The organism is Paraburkholderia sp. GAS82, from assembly GCF_050436285.1.
GTDB lineage: Bacteria > Pseudomonadota > Gammaproteobacteria > Burkholderiales > Burkholderiaceae > Paraburkholderia > Paraburkholderia phenazinium_B.
The window spans coordinates 384,966-405,711 of record NZ_JBNDLX010000007.1; the positions used below are offsets into that span (position 1 = coordinate 384,966).

The following is a 20,746-nucleotide window of genomic DNA, read 5'->3' on the forward strand; positions in this document are numbered from 1 at the left end:
CGCGGTCTGCTCGCTTGCCGTTCTGCTTGCACTGGGCGCTGGCGCCCGGTGCGCCTACGCGCAAAGTTCGGTGACGCTATATGGTCTGATCGATACCAGCATCGAAATCACCAACCCCGGCTCTTCGTGGACACCACGAGTGGATTCGGGCGCATATCGTGGATCGCGGGTAGGCTTGCGCGGCGAAGAGCAGGTCGGCTCGGATACGCGCATCCTGTTCGATCTCGAGAACGGTTTCAATGCGGGCAACGGCGCACTGGCGACGGCGGGCACCCTGTTCAACCGCCAGGCGTGGATCGGCGTTGGTGCGCCATGGGGCGAAGTGCGGCTCGGTCGCCAGTACTCGCCGATCTACATTCCGTTCAAAGGACAACTCGACGCATTCGGCGCAGGCACGATTGCATCCGGACTGAACAACCTGTCGAAGATCACGCCGTATACGAACAACGGCCTCGCGTATCTGTCGCCCGATCTGCACGGCTTCACGACGACCTTGATGGTCGCACTGCCCCAAAGCGGCAACGGCAACGGTCTATCCGGCAACTACGAGACCTTCGATTACCGTAACGGGCCATTCCACATTTCGTACGCTCACCAGCAGACCTCAGGCGACACAGGACTGCGCGCGAATCTCGGCGGCGTGTCATACGTGATCGGCAAGACGACCGCTTTCGTGTCGTTCTTCAACGGCGACGGCGGATCGCCGCGTTATCACGACGACGGCATGTCGGTGTCGGCGCGCTACGCGGTCTCGACGCGCCTGCGGGCCTCACTGGGCTACACCTATATGCGAGACCGGTCGGGTGGCGACAACAACGCGGACCAGTTCAGCGCTGAATGCGAATACGACCTCTCGCCGAGGATGATGCTGTACGCGAGCGCCGGCATATTGCGCAATCGTGCTGACGCTGAGTTCACGCTGCGCGGTGTCGACGTGACCGGGCTCGCGCCGGCTTATCCGGGTGCGCCTGTGCGCGGCGTCCAGTTTGGGATGATCGACCGGTTCTAGAACCCGTGGCGAAGGACAATCTGTACCGGATGCCATCATCGAATCTGTACCGTTACTGTACCGGCTCTGGCCGATAGACTGCGTAAAAGCGTATCGTCACCGGAGTTACCCCCATGTCTTTCGAATCCCTCAGTGCGTTGCCCGCCGGCATCCTGTTCGCGCTGGTCACCAGCATCACGCCGGGGCCTAACAACACGATGCTGCTCACCTCGGGGGTCAACTTCGGCTTTCGCCGCACGCTCCCGCATGTGTTCGGCATTAGCGCCGGGGTCGTATTGCTGATGCTGTGCGTCGGTTTCGGGCTCGGCGAAGCATTCCACCGTTTCCCGGCGCTGTACTCGGTGCTGGAAATCGCCAGCGTCGCCTATCTGCTGTATCTCGCGTGGAAAATCGCTACGTCGGGCGAGGTGAAACTGCGCAACGGGGAGCGCCGCCCGATGAAATTTTACGAAGCGATCGCCTTTCAATGGGTCAATCCGAAGGCGTGGATGATGGTGCTGACCGCCGTCACGACGATTCACGTGAGCGAAAACTTCGGCAGCAATGTAATGCTGATGGCAGTGGTGTTCTACGTCATCGGTCTGCCCTGCATCTGTCTGTGGGCCGGGTTCGGTACGGCCATGCGACAAGTGCTCACGGACCCGAAACGGCTGCGCATCTTCAACATAGCGATGGCCTTGTCGCTCGTGCTGACGCTGTATCCGATCGCGGCGCGTCTGCTGGGTTAATCGACCGGGTTAATCGAGCTTCCCTTTACCCACGCGCTCGATAAACAGCCACAACGCGTCCTCGGTCGAATACGGCGCGTTGAAGCGGAACCACGCGCTCGCCGCATCATCCGGCCGGAAATACGAGCCCGGCGCGAGCCAGATGCCGTGAGCGAGCGCGGCCGTCGCCACCTCTCCTGCACGCTCCGGTTCGACCGGCAAACGCGCCCACAGAAAGAGTCCCGCACGCGGCCGGTGAAACACCTCCAACCCCAGCGCATCGAGCCGCTCTTCCACCACCGCATGGGCGGCCTTGAGCCGTTCGTTGACGTCCTCCACGTGACGCGCGTAGCGCCCTTCGAGCAGCACCTTGTCGACGATCCGCTCGATCGTTTCCGACGACGTCAGCCCCACCGCCATCTTGGTGCGTGCCAGTTCGCGCAGCACGTCGCGCTCGGCCACCACATAGCCGCAGCGCAACCCAGGCGTCACCGTCTTCGAGAATCCACCCACATACAGCACCCGCTGCAAACCCTCCATCGCAGCAAACAACGGCGCACCCGGCGGAGCGAGCTCGCGGCTCACGTCATCCTCGATCACCCACATGCGCGCGCGTTCCGCAATCTGCAGCAGACGGAACGCCGCGGCCATCCCAAAGGTCGCGCCGGTTGGATTCTGCAGCGTCGTGTTGACGAAAATCGCCTTGGGCCGATGCGCGGCCACCAGGGTTTCGAGGACATCCGTATCGACGCCCGCCGGCGTGCGCGGCACGCCGTACACGACCAGCCCCGCCAGCTTGAGAATCTGTAGCAGGTTGCAGTAGCCGGGATCTTCGACGATCACCACATCGCCCGCGCGAAGCAAGGTCCGCACGATCAGATCCAGTCCCTGGGTCGCACCTTGCGTCAGCAGCACATTCGAAACCTCGACCGGCAAGCCGTGGCGATCGAGTTGCCCGGCGATGCGCTCGCGCAGCGGCGCAAAGCCGTACGGATGACCATAATCGCCCATGCGTGGCCCCGGCACCCGGCTCATCGAGCGTAACGCCTGCTGCAGGCCGCTTTCGTTGATCCATTCGTTCGGCAGCCACCCGCCGCCTGCCTTGATCGGCACCGAATGGTCGGCGAACACGTCGGACAGCAGCCACGTCGCGGTGAGGCTGGGCGGTTGCCAGTCGGTCGCGCTCACGCGCGCGGCCTGCGCGCGCGACGCCACCCGATAGCCCGAACCCCGGCGCGCGACCACCAGACCCATCGAAACAAGACGGTTGTAGGCCTCCGTCACGGTAAAGGTGCTCAGCTCGTGGCTCGCCGCCAGGCGCCGCACCGACGGCAGCAACGCGCCGGCCCGCAACGACTGTCCTTCTATGGCGCTTGCAAACCCTTGCACCAGTTGCTCGACGAGGGTGGGCGCGGCGCGGCGGCCGCGTTCCAGTTGGAGTTCGATCATTGGGGCGAAAGCAAGGTTGCGAGCGGAGTCACGGCAAAAGGAGTGCAATATGGGCAAGTGAGGCGAGTTGCAGGACGCCCAAGCAACCAGCACAGTTTCAGCAACTTGACCTGCACAGTTAGCAGCGCAGTGCATCAACTGTTTATGTCCTCCATTTAACCGCGGACGCTACAGTTTCGCAACGGCAACGCCCCGAAGGAAATCTCCTCGGGGGACCACTTCGAGGAAAACACCATGACTTCGCGCCCCGTCATCGACGATCTGTCGTCTTTCTGGATGCCTTTTACCGCCAACCGCCAGTTCAAGGCCTCGCCGCGCCTGCTGGAATCGGCCAAGGGCATGTACTACCGCGCGACGGACGGCCGCGAGGTGCTCGACGGCTGTGCCGGACTCTGGTGTGTGAACGCTGGCCATGGCCGCGACGAGATCGTCGCTGCAATCACCCAGCAGCTTTCCACGCTCGATTTCGCGCCGACCTTCCAGATGGGCCACCCGCTCGCGTTCGAAGCGGCAACGAAAGTCGCCGAACTGATGCCGGCCGGCCTCGACCGGATTTTCTTCACCAACTCGGGTTCCGAATCGGTGGATACGGCGCTGAAGATCGCGCTGGCGTATCACCGTGCGCGCGGCGAAGCTCAGCGCACGCGTCTGATCGGCCGTGAACGCGGTTATCACGGCGTGGGCTTCGGCGGCATTTCGGTAGGCGGCATTGCACCGAACCGCAAGACGTTCTCTGGCGCGCTGCTACCGGCGGTCGATCATCTGCCGCATACGCACAACCTCGAACACAATGCATTCACGAAGGGGCAGCCCGCCTGGGGCGCGCATCTGGCCGACGAACTCGAGCGCATCGTCACGCTGCATGACGCGTCGACGATTGCCGCGGTGATCGTCGAACCGGTGGCCGGCTCCACGGGCGTGCTGATTCCGCCGCAAGGCTATCTGCAGAAGCTGCGCGATATCTGCACGAAGCACGGCATCCTGCTGATTTTCGATGAAGTCATTACCGGCTTTGGGCGTCTGGGCAAAGCGACGGCCAGCGAATACTTCGGCGTCACGCCGGACCTGCTGACGATGGCCAAGGCCATTAATAACGCCTCGATTCCGATGGGCGCGGTGGCCGCCAGCCGAAACATCCACGACACGGTCGTCAATGCCGGCGCACAAGGTGCGATCGAGCTGTTCCACGGCTATACGTATTCGGCGCACCCGGTTGCGGCTGCGGCGGCCGTGGCGACGCTCGACCTGTATCGCCGCGACGGCCTGTTCGAACGTGCCGCGTCGCTGGCGCCCGCGTTCGAAGCCGCTGCGCATGCACTGCGCGATGCGAAGCATGTGAAGGACATTCGCAATCTCGGCATGATCGCCGGGATCGAACTCGAACCGCGCGACGGCGCACCGGGCGCACGCGCCTATGAGGCTTTCGTCAAATGCTTCGAGGCCGGCGTGCTGATCCGCTTCACGGGCGATATTCTGGCGTTCTCGCCGCCGCTGATCATCAGCGAAGAGCAGATCCAGCACATCTTCAAGACCGTGCGCGACGTGCTCGCCACGGTGCAGTAAGAACTGCGGCAACACTTTGAGGTATCGGGCAGCGCCCGCGGCTACGTGCCGTCAGGCACCGCTGCCCGATCTGTTTAGCCGGCCCTGCCGACGATCGTCTCGAAGTAGAGTTGCAGAAAGCCCTCTACGTCGACGTCGACACACACATCCTGCTTCGCCACGTCATCCCAGTCGGGCGCCGGCACGCCCATCGTCTCCGGCTTCTGGACGGTTTGCCCAATCGCGAGACCTTCCACCACCACGCGCACCGCGCCACGCCGGATCTGATAAAGCTCAGGCGCCACCAGATAGGCAACCGCGGACGAATCGTGCACGTAGATGCCCTGCACGCCGGAACTGTCGACGTGAAACTGCTCATATGAGCGCGACACGTCCCAGATAAACTGCCCCACCTCGCCGCCGTGCTGACGGATGCGCTCGAGGTAAGCCGTGTTCATGATGGCCTTTTGCGTCACGTCTAACCCTGCCGCCGTGACTTTCCACGCAGCGGTGAAGACCTGATCGGCTGCGTCCGGGTCGGCAGAAATATTCGCTTCGGCACATGGCCTCACATTGCCTAACACGCCGTTGATGCCGAACGCGCCGCCCATGATGATCACCTGTTTGACCAGGTGCTGGATCTCCGGGTCCTCCTGCAGCGCGAGCGCGAGATTGGTGAGCGGCCCGACCGCGATCAGGTTGATCTCGTGCGGATGCTTGCGGATTTCGTCGATGATGAAACGATGCGCCGGGCGTGCGTCGAGGCGGGCACGGCCCTCGTCGGGCATATCGGGGAGCTCGATGTCGCCGAGGCCATTTTCCCCGTGGATATGCGGAATCGGCTCGGGTGCGGCCTTGCGCAGCGGCTTTGCTGCGCCGCGCGCCACGACGACGCCCGGGTCAGCGAAGCGTTCGACCAGATACACGGCATTGCGGGTCGTGGTTTCGATCGTCGCGTTGCCGAACACGGACGTCACGCCGATTAACTCGATCTGCGGATGACACGTCTGGAACACCAGCGCCATCGAGTCATCGACACCGGGATCGGTGTCGAAAATTACCTTGTGCATGATGGTTGGGCACTCATGTTGATTGCGTATGGGACCGCTTTAGCGTGCATGTGAAACGCACGTCGCCATGCCTGACGCTAAGCTGCAGACGCGCCGCCGTCCGGTTCGAGATAGAACGCGCCCGGTAATAATGCGGCGGCGCTGGTCACTTCGACCTTGCCATCCAGATTGCTCAGTACGACTTCGAGTTTGGGCGAGCCCAGTTCGATCATCACCTGACGGCAAGCGCCACAGGGTGCAATCGGGCCATCGGTTTGTCCAATCACAGCTAGGCTTTTGAATTGCCCCGGACGATAACCTGCTGCCACCGCGCTAAAAAACGCCGTACGTTCCGCGCAATTGCACAGGCCGTACGAAGCGTTCTCGACATTGCAACCATGGAAAATCTTGCCGTCGTTTGTCTCAAGCGCAGCGCCGACCAGGAAGCGCGAGTAAGGCGCATACGCAAGCTCGCGAGCTTTGCGGGCTTCGTCAATCAGATGTTCGTGTGTCACTACTCCTCCGCATCGGGGTCAGGAATCCGCGTTGTTCGGTTACTCAGCTGATCAGTTCGTACACGGTAGCAGGAACGGGCGAAGCGGTCTCGGCGAGCGTGCACGCTGTCAGGATGTCATGGGCCGCCCGTTCGGCGGCAGGAAGGTCGCTGGCATGAACAAGTGCCAACGGCGCTCCCGCTTCGACGTATTGTCCGAGTTCAACGACGTCTGTCAAACCGACCTGGTAGTTGATCGCATCATCGGGGCGGCGCCGGCCTCCACCGAGCCCGACTACCGCCAGTCCCAGCGCGCGGCAATCGATATGTGTCACATACCCTGCACGAGGTGCAGTAACCGGCACGATCACCGCCGCCTGCCCCAGATGACGCTCGGGCGCACCGATAAGATCCGCGGGCCCGCCCAACGCTCGCACCATCCGCGCGAAGCGCTCCGCCGCGGCGCCGGAATCGAGCACCGCGTTCAACTTTGCACAGGCTTGCGCGGTATCGCTGGCGAGGCCACCCAGTACGAGCATCTGCGCGGCCAAGGCCAGCGTGACCTCATGCAAGCGTGCAGGACGACGATGCCCGGTCAGATAATCGATCGCACAGCGCACTTCCAGCGCGTTGCCTGCGCAGGGGGCCAGCGGCTGGTTCATATCGGTGAGCACGGCGGTCGTCTTCATGCCTGCACCGTTGCCGACCTCGACGATGCTGCGCGCCAGTTCCAGTGATTGCTCGTAGGTCGGCATGAAAGCGCCGGAGCCGACCTTGATGTCCATCGTCAGCCCTTCGAGCCCTGCCGCAAGCTTTTTCGACAGGATGGACGCCGTAATCATCGCGATCGATTCGACGGTCGCCGTTACGTCGCGGATCGCGTAGATCCGTTTGTCGGCAGGCGCGAGCTGCGCCGTCTGACCGATGATCGCCACGCCCACTTCCCGCACGATCCGCTGAAACGTCCGCGCCTCAGGAACCAGGTTATAGCCGGGAATGGCCGCGAGCTTGTCGAGCGTCCCGCCGGTATGGCCGAGACCGCGCCCGGAGATCATCGGCACGAAACCGGCGCAGGCGGCCACCATCGGGCCGAGCAACAGCGAAGTCAGATCGCCGACGCCGCCCGTCGAATGCTTGTCGATCAACGGGCCCGGCAGACCGAACGCGTCCCAGGACAGCACCTGGCCCGAATCGCGCTGCGCCAGCGTCAGCGCAACGCGTTCGTCCACGCTCATGTCGTTGAAATACACCGCCATCGCGAACGCGGCCACCTGCTCGTTCGCGACGCTGCCGTCGACCACACCCCGTACGAATTCGCCGATCTCATCACGGCTCAGCGGCTGCCGGTCGCGTTTCTTGCGAATGATTTCCTGCGTCAACGACATAATGATCAGCTTAAGAAAAGGTAGGAGCCCCTGGCGTTCCGGTGACGGACGGACTCAATGAAACGACAGGAAAATCCCCGCAATGGCGGCGCTCATCAGGTTCGATAGCGTAGCAGCCGCTACGACACGCAATCCATAGCGCGCCACTTCCGCACGGCGTTCCGCGGCAACGGCACTAAAACCGCCCGTGAGAATCGCGATCGAAGAAAAATTAGCAAAGCCACACAGTGCAAACGACACGATCGCAAGCGTCTTCGGATCCAGCACCTGCAAGCCGGCCGCCGCGACCGACTGGGCGCCCTTCAGGTACGGCGACAGATCGACGTATGCGACGAACTCGTTGAGGATCAGCTTCTCACCGATAAAGTTGCCGGCGAGCGGTGCGTCGTGCCACGGTACGCCGATTAACCACGCGAGCGGTGCAAACACCCAGCCGAGGATGCTTTGCAGCGTGATCTGCGGATGACCGAACAGACCCGCGATTCCGCTGACGGTCGAATTCAGCAACGCGATCAGGCCAATAAACGCAATCAGCATGGCGCCGACGTTGATGGCGATTCTCAGGCCAATCGAGGCGCCTGCTGCCGCCGCCTCTATCACGTTGGCCGATTTCCTTTCGTCGAAATGCAGCCCTTCCAGCACCACCCGGCTTGGCTCCGTGGTCGGGAAGATCAGCTTGGCGAACAGCAGGCCGCCCGGTATGGCCATGAACGACGCGGCTAGCAGATACTCCAGGTTGACGCCGAGGCCCGCATAGCCGGCCAGCACCGAACCCGCCACCGAAGCCATTCCGCTCGACATGACCGCGAACAACTCAGCGCCCGTCATCTCGCGGACGAACGGCTTGACGAAAGCCGGCATCTCGCTCTGGCCGAGGAAGATCGTAGCTACCGCGGAACATGCCTCAACTCGGGTCACAGCCAGCAGCTTCTCGAACACGACACCAAGGCCGTTGATGATCCACTTCATCACGCCGATGTGGTACAGCACCGCAATCAGCGCAGTGACGAAGATGATCATGGGAAGCACACGCAACGCGAAAACGAAACCGCCACCGCCGAAGAGCTGGAACATTTTTGCGTCGACGAGACCGCCGAACATGAACGACACGCCGCGGTCGCCCATCTGCAGCACATTGTTGACACCACGCGCGGCGGCTGCCAGCGCTGCGCTGCCAAGCGGCACGAACAGCACTAGCGCACCGATCGACACCTGCGCGAGGAGCGCGGGAATCAGCGTGCGCAAACGGATACCACTTCGATTGGTCGACAACACGTAAGCGATCAGCAACAGAAAAACAATGCCACACAGACTGCGTAAGATATCCACGTTGTGCTCGCTGTTTGGAAATTAGAATTGGGGATGAGCGGATGGTCACAAAGCGGATTAAATTTCCCTTCGCATACCTATCTTCCTCCTGTCGTCTCTTTTGTCGATCTTATCCAGTACGTCGCCCAAGCGGGCACCGTATAGTGCAGCGCAAAGACACGTACGTCCACCCTCGGCCGGCGAACGGTCCATTCACTTCGACATGCTGCAGTGCGATGAACTTCTACGTCGCGTCGTTATAGGGAAGCCGCATCGATGCATCGCGCATCGTTGGGCTTTTCGAGCTTCAATCCTGTCCTATCGGTCAGGTTATAGATGAACAAAAAAATAAAGTACAAGGGTTTTGTGAGGACGCAGGATTTTGATCGCCTGGCCGCGCGTCGTGCAAGCGACCCGACCGTAGCGCGAAATTACCCAGACTTACGTGGGGTAAGGGTTCTGCATTTATTACATTCGCCCATCCGCATTGCACGGAAGGCAAGATCAGGCGGCGGCGTGGTACCGCCGCCCTTCTACCGCTTTTGCGCCCAACTCAATGATGCGAGCGCGCCGCTCTCGTATGAGCGGCTTTTTTCGCCGCGGCCGAACGGCCCGCGGTGCCCTTGGTGGCGACCGCCTTTTTCGCCGCCGCCGAACGGCTCGCTGCGGGCCGGCGGGCCGCAGAACTCTTCGCCTGTTTCGACATCGCCGCACTCGACGTGCCGCGTCCGCTCTCGCGCTTTAGCGCTGTAGTGGCGGCACGCGCGCGTTTTGCCTTGGATTCAGTGCTGGTGCTTTTGGCTGCGGTCTTGTGCTGGCCCGCCGCGTTGTCTTTGGCGGCCTTCTTGCGCGTCGCTTCGCTGGTCGTACCCTTCTTCGGCGCCTTCAGATCGACGCCGGCACGGCGCGCCTTCGACAGACCGATGGCGATGGCCTGCTTGGCCGATTTCACGCCGTGCTTGCCGGCGCACACGCGGTCGACCTCTTCCTTGACGAACTCCCCGGCCTGGGTACTCGAGGCTTTGCCGGCGCGCTTGTCCGCGTGGGCACGGTGGATGGTTTTCTGTTCAGGCATGACAGTCCTCCAGATTGGCTGTTGGCCTGTATCACGCAGCAACCCCTGTGCCTTGGCAAAAACGTGCGGTATCCGCGCGGACGGCGTATGGTTATAGCAAGGGCCGGCAGCTGCGCCGACTCTACGGTTTTCGGACCATCCGGGAGAAGCCGCATGAAGATACCCACCTTACGAGCAGGTGCCCACATCGAAGGCGTGCACTGGATTGCCGAATATGCCGAGGACGTCCACGAGATTCGCGTGTTTCGCGAGGGACAGGAAGTGGATGTGCATAACGCACCGTCGACGCTGTTCGGCGACGAGGAAAATGCCGGTTCGAAAAGCTGCGCCGATCATCGCGCCGCGGAAGCGGCTGTGCTTGCTTACCTGAAGCGTTTCGTCGCCGAGCACGACGCCGAAGAGTAGCGAACGCAGGCGCGGCGATTTTCACCGCACCCGCCACGCCTGGCCCGCTTTAACATGCAATCAATCAGCCGGACGCAGTTTTTTCACTTCGGCGTCCGAAGGCTGCACGCTCGCGCCGTCGATATAGTGGAACGACGTCATCACGCCCTTGCCGTCCTTCACGCCCGTCACGCCGACAAAAGCGCCCATGGTCGACTGGTTGTCCTGCGCGCGATACGACACCGGACCAAACGGCGTGTCGACGCTCAAGCCCTTGAATGCAGCGGCCAGCTTGTCAGGATCGGTAGAACCGGCTTTCTTCAGCCCATCCGCAAGCGACATCAACGCGGAATATCCGACCACCGAACCGAGACGCGGATAGTCGTGATACTTCGCCTGATACGCATCGACAAACTTCTTGTTCGCAGCCGTATCGATCGAGTACCACGGGTAGCCGGTCACGATCCAGCCGGTCGGCGCTTCGGCGCCAAGCGGATCCAGATAATCCGGCTCGCCCGTCAGCAGCGAAACCACACTACGGTCCTTGAACAATCCCGTCGTATTGCCTTGACGGACGAACTTGCCGAGGTCAGCGCCAAACAGCACGTTAAAGATCGCATCGGGTTTCGCATCGGCGATGGCCTGGGTCACCGCGCCAGCGTCGAGATTGCCTAGCGGGCTCGCCTGATCGGACACGAACTCGATATCGGGTTGGGCAGCCTGCATCAGCTTCTTGAAAGTCGCCACCGCCGACTGACCGTACTCGTAGTTCGGATACACCAGCGCCCAGCGCTTTTTATGCAGCTTGAGCGCTTCCGGCACCAGCATCGCGACCTGCATATAGGTGGAAGGACGCAGACGGTATGTATATTTGTTGCCGTCGGCCCAGACGATCTTGTCGGTCAGCGGTTCGGCCGCGAGGAAGAAAACATGCCGCTGCTTCGCGTAGTCGGCCAGCGCGAGGCCGGTATTCGACAGGAAGCCGCCGAACAGCACCTGCACGCCTTCGCCCGTCACCAGCTCCTGCGCGACGCGTACCGTATCGCCAGGGTTGGCGTTGTCGTCGCGCGAGACGACTTCGAGTTTCTTGCCGAGCACGCCACCCGAGGCGTTCACCTCGTCGAGCGCGAGATTCCAGCCGTTCTTGTAAGGACCGAGAAAGGCCGGCTGGGCCTTATAACTGTTGATTTCGCCGATCTTGATCGTCTCCTGGGCCACGGCCCCAAGCGCCGTCAGCGAGAGCGTCAACGAAACAGTCAGACGAGAGATCCATCCTGCACGTGTGGTCATGCGTTTCTCCGTTATCAGTAGTGGGTGCGAGAAGGCAAATGCGGGTACAGCGAATCAATCGGCGCGCGATGTCGCGCGAATACGCGCCACGCTTGCCTCGACGTCTTGCCATGCGGGCTTGCCGCCCGCGAATTGCTGACGCAGGTATGACACGAGTTCGGCTACCTGGGCATCGTTGAAACTGTCGCGGTAAGCCGGCATCGTACCGAGTTCGGGCCGTGCAGGCGAGTTGATGCCGTCCAGAATCACGCGAATCAGATTATCGGGCGCTGCGCTATGCAGATTCGTGTTAAGCGCGAGCGACGGATGCGCACCGAATAGCGTCGGTCCACTGCCGGTGTGATGGCACGCCGCGCAGGCGCCGTCGAACAGCCGTGCGCCCATGCTCGACGCTGTGGGCGTAGCCGCGCTGGCCTGCTCGTATTCGCGCGCCAGCGCTTCTGGATTCGCATTAGGACCCGCGGGGTTCAGCGAGGCAAGGTAATTCGCCATGGCGCGGATATCGCTGTCCGGCAAGGAAGCCAGCTCGCTGACGACCGATCCCATCGGGCCGGCCGCTACGCCATGCAGCGGCGCGTGCCCAAAGCGCAGATAGCTGAACAGTTCGTCTTCGGTCCACGGCACGGGCGCATTCGAAAGTGTCGTCAACGCAGGCGCTTCCCAGCCTTCCGCTATACCGCCGCCAAGAAACGCCGCGCCGGTTTTCTCGGCGCCGAATGCATTGCGCGGTGTATGACATGCGCTGCAATGGCCGAGGCCGTTGACCAGATAGGCTCCGCGATTCCATTGCGCGGTTTGCGTTGCCTCCTGCGTGAACGTATTGCGCTTCAGAAACATGGTGTTCCATGCGGCCATCAGGGGCCGCACGCTGAAGGGAAACGCCAGCTTCGTTTCAGGCGGACGTGAGCGTACCGGCGTTTGCGACATCAGGTAGGCATACAACGCCTGAAGGTCATCGTCCGATACGTTCTTGAACGACGTGTACGGGAAAGCGGGGTATAGGTGCCGTCCATCGCGATGGATGCCCTTGCGCATCGCCCGTGCAAACGCGTCGAACGACCAGTTGCCGATGCCCGTCTGCTCATCCGGCGTGATATTCGTGGTGTAGATCGTGCCGAACGGTGTATCCAGCGCGAGACCTCCCGCGTTCGGCACGCCGTTGTGTGCCGTGTGGCAGACGGCGCAGTCACCAAGCGAGGCGAGCAGTTTGCCGCGTGCGATCAACCCGGGTGCAAACGAAGTCGCTAGAGGCGGTGTGATCGGGGCAATCGGCTGAGGTGCGAACGAGGCCATGCTTAACCAGCCCGCGGTACCTGCAGCCAATGCGCCGAGGAAACCGAAACGCCAGCGCTTTTTCCTGCGCGCGGTTGCGGCCGCGGCCGCCTGCGCCGGGCCGTCGGCGAGCGCGGCCCGAATCACTTCCGGCGTGAACGGCGGCCTGCGAAACCGCACACCCGTCGCATCGAACAGCGCGTTTGCAATCGCAGCCGCACCAGGCAGCGACGCCGATTCGCCCGTACCCATGGGCGGCTCGCCGTGGCGCGGCATCATCACCACCTCGATGACCGGCACCTCGCGGAACGTCAGGATCGGATACGCGCCCCACTCCTGGCTCGTCACTTCGTTCTTGCCGAAAGTCACGCGCTCTTTCAACGCGCGGCTCGTCGCCTGGATCACGTTGCCGTGAATCTGGTGACGGACACCATCTGGATTCACCATCGTTCCGGTGTCCTGACCGACTACCACACGCGTCACCGCCAGTTCGCCGCTCTTGCGATTCACCTCGACATCCGCGACCCATGCCGCCCATGCCGCGCCAAAGCCGGGGAATTTACTGTGCACGTAGCGCGCGTAAGCGAAGCCTCTGCCGCGCGCGATGTCGCCTTCCTCTTCCTCTGCGTCTTGCGCTTTGAGCGCGACGCTGCGGGGTTCCCAGCCAGCTTTCTCTGCAACGGCTTTGACGAGATCGATCGCGCGCGGATCCGTTAGATGCTGCAGACGGAACTCGACCGGATCGACACCCGCGTCGGCGGCCAGTTCGTCGATGAACGATTCGTGTGCGAACGTGTTGGGCAACGCCGATACGCCACGCAGCCACGAGGCGCGGACAATCGGCGGCGTGTCGTCGCAAACGATGCGCATCGTGCGGTAGTCATAGGGCGGGACGGACGTGCGGTCGCCCATTTCGAACACCTGCGGCTGCGGCGAGATCGCTCCGGTCAACAGCAGCGCAAGTGTGGGTGCATCGTTCGAGGGGTAACGCGTGGAGAAGTCGTAGCCCGTGAGCTGGCCATTCGCGTCCACAGCGCCACGCACGTCCATCAATTGCGCTGCGCCTTTCGGTTCCCACCGGTGTTCGTCTTCGCGAGACAGTTGCACGCGCACTGGACTGCCCACCGCGCGAGAGAGTAAAGCGGCATCCGCGGCTACGTCGTCGGCGCAATTGCGACCGTAGCAACCGGCAGCGTCCATGCGCACCACTTCAATCTGCGTTTCTTCCAGCGACATCAGCAACGCCAGATCCGCGCGCAGCGAATGCGGGTTCTGTGTACCGGACCAGACCTTAAGCACACCGTCGCGATAGTCGGCCACCGCACACGACGGTCCGATCGACGCATGCATCTGGAACGGCCAGACGTACGTGCGTTCGAGCGTGTTGTCCGCTTGCGCCAGCGCCGCGTCGACATCACCCTCGATCAGCAGATCCCGGCGCGTCGAAGGATTCGCGCGCAAGGCGGCCTCGACCTCCTCGCTGGTTTCGAGCGCCGGCAGGCCTTCCACTGTTTTCCACTGCACGTCGAGCCGCTTTACCGCCTCCTGCGCGACCTCCTCGCGCACCGCGACGATGCCTACGAAATCGCGGATCACAACCACCTTGACGATGCCGGGCAGATCGCGCACAGATTCTTCGTCGACATGCAGCAGGCTGTTGCCGATAAAGTCGCCTTGCGCGACGCCCGCATAGGGCGGCCGCACTACCCGGCCGTGCAACATGCCCGGCAGACGCACGTCATGCACGAACATCAGTTCGCCGATCGCCTTGGCCGGAATGTCGATGCGCGCAGTGCTTTTGCCGACGATCCGATACGCCTCAGGCGGCTTCAAAGGCGTATCCGCTGCTAGCGTCAGCTCGATACGCCGCCCAGCGATCAGTTCGCCGTAACCGATTCCTTGCGCCCGGTCTTCGTCACGACGATGCACGATGCCATCGCGAACGTCCAGCGTCTGCGCGCCGACGCCAAAGCGCAACGCCGCTTGCCCGATCAGGTACTGCCGCGCCTGCGCCGCGGCCAGACGCAACGGCACGGCGGAAATCTGGATCGTTGCGCTCGCAATGGTTGGCCCCTGATTTGGCGCCTCGGTGGTGTGACCGAGCACGATCGAGACACGCGTGAGCGGCACATCGAGCTCTTCGGCGACGATCTGCGCGAGCGCCGTGCCGATGCCCGTCCCCAAATCGACGTGGCCGTTAAACGCCACCACGCTGCCGTCGCCACGCACGACGAGGAACACATCGGCCAATGTCGGCACAAATGACGAGCGCGATCCAGGTTGCCCGATCGCGGGTTTTACCGGCGCTTGCGGCGGCCGTACGACGACCAGCACGTTCTGCATGTCGTCGAGCTGCTGCCGCGACAGAGGCTGACGCTCGACGCTCACGTCCGGCCCCGTCATGCGTGCTCTCCTTCAAGCCCTTCATGCTCGCGACGGCGTGCTGCCAGCAATTCGGAGGCACGATGCACTGCACGCAGAATCTCGACATGCGTACCGCAGCGGCACAGGTTGCGTGACAACTCGCGCCGGATGGTGGCGTCGCTGGGATGAGGATCGCGGTCGAGCAGCGCTTTCGCGGTCATGATCATGCCGTTGAGACAATAGCCGCACTGCGCGGCCTGTTCGTCGATGAACGCCTGCTGCACCGGATGCAGTGCTGCACGCGTGCCCAATCCTTCGAGCGTGGTGATCTCCCGCCCTTCCGCAACCCTCGCCGTCGTTACGCACGAGCGGGTCGGCATACCATCGAGCAGCACCGTGCATGCGCCGCACTCGCCCAGCCCGCAGCCGAACTTCGGACCGTTCAGCGCCAGGTCGTTACGCAGCAGATAGAGCAGAGGCGTGTCGGCGCTGGCACTGACGACATGCCTCGCCCCATTCACCCTAAGCGTGAGGTTCTCGGGACGGTTCATGGCCACCACGCCGGCAGGTCGCTGCGCGCGTTCAGACAACCACCGGCACTTCGGTCGCCGGCGGCGTATTACGGCTACGCCGGCAACGGATCAGGCCGTCGATCATCACCATGCCAACGCCCGGAATGTCGCCAAGCTGTACGCTCTCGAGCAACGTGCTGCCGGCCGTATGCTGCGCACGGTCCATGAACACGAGATCCGCGGGGCGGCCCACTTCGATCAGCCCTTGCCGCAGATTGCGCTGCCGCGCCGTGTTGCCAGTCGCAAAGCAGAATGCGATTTCCGCCGGAACGTCAGCGAGGCTCGAGATCAGCGCGATCATCCGCAGAATGCCAAGCGGTTGCACGCCAGAGCCGGCCGGGCTGTCGGTGCCGAGAATGATGCGGTGCGGACACTTGAGTTCGATCGCATGACGCGCGGTCAGCAATGCAATGCGTTCATTCCCGTTGTGGACGATTTCCAGTGCGCGTGTGGATTGCTCGCACAGGTCGCAGACGTGACGATAAGACAAGGACGTGTGGCCGCCATTGATGTGACCGATAACGTCCGCGTCAGCCGCGAGCACTACGTCCTTGTCGATCAGACCCGAGCCGGGGATCGACGGGCCGCCCGTGTGAATCGTGCTTTGAATCCCGTACTTGCGCGCCCAGGCGACCATCTGGCCCGCTTCCTCGCCGGCCTTGACACTGCCGAGACCGACTTCGCCGAGCAGCTTTACGCCCGCTTCCGACAGTTCCTTGAAGTCTTCCTCGACCATGCCCTTTTCGATCACCGGCGCGCCGGCCAATACCTTAACGCCTCCGCCGACGCCCGCGCCGCGCATGCCTTCGAACGAGCGCTGCGCCGTAATCGCCAGCGCCTTCACCCCGATGATATCCTTAGGACGTCCTGGCAAGTGCACTTCGCCGGCTGAGATCATGGTCGTCACGCCGCCGTTCAGGTTCGACTCGATCCAGCCCATCTGGTTCTGGCGCGGCGTCCAGTCGCCGAAGACGGGGTGCACGTGCGAATCGATCAGGCCAGGCGCCACCGCCGTGCCTTTGCAATCGACCTTGGTGCGCGCGCCTTCGAGGTCGCAGTCTTTCTCCTTGCCAACCGCGACGATCACGCCATCGTCGATCACCAGCGTGTCGGCATCGAGAATCGGCTGATCGATATCGCCCGATAACAGCAGGCCGATGTTCGTTACGACAACCTTCCCCGACAACCCTGTCAACGTCTCTGCTGCCATCTGCTTCTCCCTTTCGCAACGACTACCCGAGGCGGCCACACGCGCGCATTGCGCGAGGCGTATGACCGCGTCGCAGGAATCAGACGCTCAAGTAAGCGCGCCTGACTGTTTCGTTCTTCGCGAGTTCGCCGATCGTGCCGCTAAAGCGGATCTGCCCTTTTTCAAGGACATACGCGCGGTCGCTGACCAGCTCGGCGAAGTGCAGGTTCTGTTCGGACAACAGAATCGACAGCCCTTCGCGCTTGAGTTCGAGAATCATGTTCGCCATCTGTTCGACGATCACGGGCGCCACGCCCTCCGACGGTTCGTCGAGCAGCACCAGATACGGATTGCCCATCAGCGTGCGCGAGACGGTCAGCATCTGCTGCTCACCGCCGCTCATCTGGCCGCCGGGACGTCTCGGCATCTCGCCGAGATTGGGGAACAGGCGAAACAGCTTTTCCGGGGTCCACTGCGGCGCGCCTTCGCGCGGCGGTTGCCGACCTGTGTCGAGGTTTTCCAGCACCGTGAGATCGGAGAACACGCGACGGTCCTCGGGCACGAAGCCCATTCCCATGCGGGAAATCCGATACGGCGATAGCGATCCAATGTCGGCGCCGCGGAAACGCACTTCGCCCTGGCGACGCGGCAACAGCCCCATCACCGCCTTCATCGTGGTCGATTTCCCCGCGCCGTTGCGACCCATCAGCGCCACTACCTCGCCGCGCCCGACTTCGAGGCCAACGTCGAACAGGATGTGCGCGCGGCCGTAGAACGCGTTGAGGCCTGAGACTTTCAGCATCGGCTCGCTCATTGCAAGGCCCCTTGGCGACCGCTTTGGCCGTTGTGATGGTCGTCTTCCAGCGCCGCATGCGCCTGGAAGGTCTTGCCGGTGCCGAAATAGACTTCCTGCACGCGAGCGTCGTTGCGGATCGTCTCTGCGCTGCCTTCGGCAATCAGCTTGCCGCGCGCCAGCACGATCATGCGGTCAGCGTAGGCAAACACGACGTCCATGCTGTGTTCGGTGAACAGCACGCCGATCTTGTGTTCCGTGACCAGGCGCTTGGTCAGCGCCATCAGATCGTTGCGCTCCTTGGGCGCCATGCCGGCGGTCGGCTCGTCCATCAGGAGAAGCTTCGGGCGGTTCGCCATGGCGATAGCAAGTTCGACGCGTTTGACGTCGCCATAGGCCAGCACACCGCAGGCGCGATGCGCGTCGGCGGCCATGCCTACCTGCTCGAGCAGGCCGAATGCTTCATCCGCATACCACGATCCGGCGGCCTTCCACAGGCCAAACAGTTTGCGTTCGCGAGACACCAACGCCATCTGCACGTTTTCAAGCACGGTCATCGAGTTGAAGGTCGCGGCAATCTGGAACGTGCGGCCCACGCCGAGCCGCCAGATATCGCGTGGCCGCATGCCGACGAGTTCGTGATCGTCGAGGCGGATCGAACCCGACGACGGCCGAAGTTGCCCGTTGACCATATTGAAGCAGGTCGATTTTCCAGCGCCATTCGGGCCGAGCAGCGCGAGCAGTTGACCGGCTTCGAGATCGAAGGAGACATCGTCGACCGCTTTAAGGCCACCGAATGATTTAGACAGGCCCGAGACGCGCAGGAGGCTCATAGACCCTCCTTCATCGCAGTGGCCTGCGATGACGGGGTTGACACTGGACCGGCGGCAGCCCGCTCCGCTTCGGCCGATCCACCCGCGTGACCATTCTTCGTGCCAGTATCGTCGTCGCCGAAGCGCTCACGGACGAAACCTACGATGCCTTGCGGGAACGCGATCACCAGCAGCAGGATGGCAAAGCCAAGGAGTGCTTGCCAGTAGTCGGTCTGCCGCGCCACGGTATCCTGCAGCCAGGTAAAGACCGCCGCACCGACGATCGGCCCGGCGAGGGTCTGCAGACCGCCTAGCAGCACCATGACGAGTCCGTCGACGGAACGGCTCACGCTAATCACTTCAGGCGAAATCGTGCCCTTCGAAAACGCGTACAGGGAGCCCGCGAGACCACAAAACACCGATGCAATCACAAACGACGCCCATTGCACCCGCTTGACGTCAATGCCGATTGCCTCGGCGCGCAAGCCGGAATCGCGCGAAGCTCGCATGGCATAGCCAAGCGGTGAGAACAGCATGCGCCGCAGCAACCAGACGCAGATCACGACGCACACTAGCGTCAGGTAGTAATACGCAACCGGCGAGGACAACCAGTTCGACGGCCACAATCCGAGCACGCCGTTGCTGCCACCCGTCACATCGTCCCACTGAAACACGACTGACCATACGATCTGCGCAAACGCCAGCGTCAACATGGCGAGGTACACGCCAGACAGTCGCACGCAGAACCAGCCGAACACCAGTGCTCCGGCGAGAGCGAGCAATGGCCCAAGCAGGAGCGCTGCTTCCATCGGCAAGTTGAGCACCTTGAGAAACAATGCGGCTCCATAAGCGCCAAGGCCAAAATACGCAGCGTGCCCGAATGAGTGCATGCCTCCCGGTCCCATGATGAAGTGCAGGCTAGTGGCAAACAACACCGCAATCATGATCTCGACCAGCAGGATGGGCATATACGGGAACGCCTTGGCCGCAAGCGGCGCGAGCACCAGCGCGGCAAGCACCGCTACCGCCAGCCGCTTCAGACGCTTGCCCGCGGGCCGCAGCGGCGCTTCCGGCGCAGCCATGCCGCGCACCGCGGCAGTTGCGCGGCCAAACAGACCCCAAGGCCGCACAACGAGCACGACGGCCATCACGACGAATTCCGCAACCAGTGTGAAGCGGCTTAGCGAAAAGTCGATCCCGCCAATCGACACGTGTCCGATGCCAATACACAGCGCCTTGATCTCCGCAATCAGCAAGGCAGCGACGAACGCACCGGGAATAGATCCCATACCGCCCACCACCACGACCACAAATGCATTGCCGATCGTCTCGAGGTCAAGCGACAGATTCGCCGACATGCGCGGCCCTTGCAACGCGCCGCCCAGGCCTGCTAAAAATGCGCCAACGAAGAACACCCCGGTAAACAGCCAGGCCTGATTGATACCCAGCGCGCCGAGCATTTCACGATCCTGTGTCGCCGCGCGCACCAGCGTGCCCCAGCGCGTGCGCGTAAGCGCATACCAGAGCAACAGCAATACGAGCGGGCCGATGATGATCAACGCGATATCGTAGGTAGGCAGTGGGTGGCCGAGCAGATTGATGGCACCTCCCAGATGCGGCGAACGCGGCCCGAACAGATCTTCCGGACCCCACAGCCATAACGCGGCATCACGGAAGATCAGCACCAGCGCGAAGGTCGCCAGCAAATGGAACAGCTCCGGCGCCTGGTAGATGCGCCGCAGTACGATCATTTCGACCAGCGCACCCAGTACCGCAACAACCAGCGCCGCCGCCAGCACCGAAAACCAGTAGCCGCCTACGGTGTGGCCGAAGCGGCTCGCAAAGGTATACGCGACATAAATGCCGAACATATAGAACGAGCCGTGCGCGAAGTTGACGATGCGCGTCACGCCGAAGATCAGCGACAGGCCCGCGGCGACGAGAAACAGCGTCGACGCATCGGCGAGTCCGTTGACCAGTTGTACCAGCAGATTCGAAAGCATCGTAATCCTTAGCGGCTTGCCATCCATCCCATGCGCGGCACGCTCATACG

Annotated in this window: 17 protein-coding genes; 4 read left to right on the top strand and 13 right to left on the bottom strand. The window is 62.5% G+C overall.

Features of this window, described 5'->3' with window-relative positions; all coding sequences use genetic code 11:
• Window positions 1-22 precede the first annotated feature (22 nt).
• Both P3T17_RS23550 and P3T17_RS23555 read left to right on the top strand, forming a co-directional pair.
• Window positions 23-1,009: a porin gene (locus P3T17_RS23550; RefSeq protein ID WP_429409149.1), complete on the top strand. Its 987-nt coding sequence runs from the start codon at window positions 23-25 to the stop codon at window positions 1,007-1,009.
• A 113-nt stretch (window positions 1,010-1,122) separates the two neighbouring features.
• Window positions 1,123-1,737: a LysE family translocator gene (locus P3T17_RS23555; RefSeq protein ID WP_429409110.1), complete on the top strand. Its 615-nt coding sequence runs from the start codon at window positions 1,123-1,125 to the stop codon at window positions 1,735-1,737.
• 9 nt (window positions 1,738-1,746) lie between these two features.
• On the opposite strand, the gene P3T17_RS23560 is transcribed toward P3T17_RS23555, so the two are convergent.
• Complete coding sequence (locus tag P3T17_RS23560) at window positions 1,747-3,165, bottom strand: PLP-dependent aminotransferase family protein (RefSeq protein WP_429409111.1); 1,419 nt, start codon at window positions 3,163-3,165, stop codon at window positions 1,747-1,749.
• A gap of 234 nt (window positions 3,166-3,399) precedes the next feature.
• On the opposite strand from P3T17_RS23560, the gene P3T17_RS23565 reads away from it, so the two are divergent.
• Window positions 3,400-4,728, top strand: coding sequence for an aspartate aminotransferase family protein (locus tag P3T17_RS23565; RefSeq protein WP_429409112.1), 1,329 nt, complete (start codon window positions 3,400-3,402; stop codon window positions 4,726-4,728).
• A 74-nt stretch (window positions 4,729-4,802) separates the two neighbouring features.
• Here P3T17_RS23565 and P3T17_RS23570 read toward each other — a convergent pair whose 3' ends face one another.
• The 5 genes from P3T17_RS23570 to P3T17_RS23590 all read right to left on the bottom strand — a co-directional run bounded on the left by P3T17_RS23570 (window position 4,803) and on the right by P3T17_RS23590 (window position 10,017).
• The gene (locus P3T17_RS23570; protein ID WP_429409113.1) at window positions 4,803-5,777 is read right to left on the bottom strand and encodes a nucleoside hydrolase; all 975 of its coding nucleotides are present in this window, start codon (window positions 5,775-5,777) and stop codon (window positions 4,803-4,805) included.
• Window positions 5,778-5,854: 77 nt separating this feature from the next.
• Window positions 5,855-6,271: a cytidine deaminase gene (locus tag P3T17_RS23575; protein WP_429409114.1), complete on the bottom strand. Its 417-nt coding sequence runs from the start codon at window positions 6,269-6,271 to the stop codon at window positions 5,855-5,857.
• A gap of 43 nt (window positions 6,272-6,314) precedes the next feature.
• A complete protein-coding gene (gene deoA, locus P3T17_RS23580) occupies window positions 6,315-7,634 on the bottom strand; it encodes a thymidine phosphorylase (protein WP_429409115.1) in 1,320 nt (439 codons plus the stop codon).
• 54 nt (window positions 7,635-7,688) lie between these two features.
• Window positions 7,689-8,963 carry a NupC/NupG family nucleoside CNT transporter gene (locus P3T17_RS23585; RefSeq protein WP_429288086.1) on the bottom strand — a complete coding sequence of 425 codons (1,275 nt, stop codon included), beginning with the start codon at window positions 8,961-8,963 and terminating at the stop codon, window positions 7,689-7,691.
• Between the two features lie 532 nt (window positions 8,964-9,495).
• Window positions 9,496-10,017, bottom strand: a complete 522-nt coding sequence (locus P3T17_RS23590; RefSeq protein ID WP_429409116.1) for a DUF6496 domain-containing protein — start codon at window positions 10,015-10,017, stop codon at window positions 9,496-9,498.
• A 153-nt stretch (window positions 10,018-10,170) separates the two neighbouring features.
• Between P3T17_RS23590 and P3T17_RS23595 the strand changes: the two genes are divergently transcribed.
• Complete coding sequence (locus P3T17_RS23595) at window positions 10,171-10,422, top strand: hypothetical protein (RefSeq protein ID WP_074267669.1); 252 nt, start codon at window positions 10,171-10,173, stop codon at window positions 10,420-10,422.
• 60 nt (window positions 10,423-10,482) lie between these two features.
• On the opposite strand, the gene P3T17_RS23600 is transcribed toward P3T17_RS23595, so the two are convergent.
• The 7 genes from P3T17_RS23600 to P3T17_RS23630 form a co-directional block, all read right to left on the bottom strand.
• Window positions 10,483-11,691 carry an ABC transporter substrate-binding protein gene (locus P3T17_RS23600; protein ID WP_074267668.1) on the bottom strand — a complete coding sequence of 403 codons (1,209 nt, stop codon included), beginning with the start codon at window positions 11,689-11,691 and terminating at the stop codon, window positions 10,483-10,485.
• 54 nt (window positions 11,692-11,745) lie between these two features.
• A complete protein-coding gene (locus tag P3T17_RS23605) occupies window positions 11,746-15,366 on the bottom strand; it encodes a molybdopterin cofactor-binding domain-containing protein (RefSeq protein ID WP_429409117.1) in 3,621 nt (1,206 codons plus the stop codon).
• On the bottom strand, window positions 15,363-15,878 hold the full coding sequence (locus tag P3T17_RS23610) for a (2Fe-2S)-binding protein (protein WP_429409118.1): 516 nt from the start codon (window positions 15,876-15,878) through the stop codon (window positions 15,363-15,365). The genes P3T17_RS23605 and P3T17_RS23610 overlap by 4 nt, the downstream gene beginning before the upstream one ends.
• Before the next feature lie 31 nt (window positions 15,879-15,909).
• Window positions 15,910-17,109, bottom strand: coding sequence for an amidohydrolase family protein (locus tag P3T17_RS23615; RefSeq protein ID WP_074267665.1), 1,200 nt, complete (start codon window positions 17,107-17,109; stop codon window positions 15,910-15,912).
• Window positions 17,110-17,188: 79 nt separating this feature from the next.
• A complete protein-coding gene (locus tag P3T17_RS23620) occupies window positions 17,189-17,902 on the bottom strand; it encodes an ABC transporter ATP-binding protein (RefSeq protein WP_429409119.1) in 714 nt (237 codons plus the stop codon).
• Window positions 17,899-18,714, bottom strand: a complete 816-nt coding sequence (locus P3T17_RS23625; RefSeq protein WP_429409120.1) for an ABC transporter ATP-binding protein — start codon at window positions 18,712-18,714, stop codon at window positions 17,899-17,901. The genes P3T17_RS23620 and P3T17_RS23625 overlap by 4 nt, the downstream gene beginning before the upstream one ends.
• Window positions 18,711-20,696 carry an ABC transporter permease gene (locus P3T17_RS23630; protein ID WP_429409121.1) on the bottom strand — a complete coding sequence of 662 codons (1,986 nt, stop codon included), beginning with the start codon at window positions 20,694-20,696 and terminating at the stop codon, window positions 18,711-18,713. The genes P3T17_RS23625 and P3T17_RS23630 overlap by 4 nt, the downstream gene beginning before the upstream one ends.
• Window positions 20,697-20,746 lie beyond the last annotated feature (50 nt).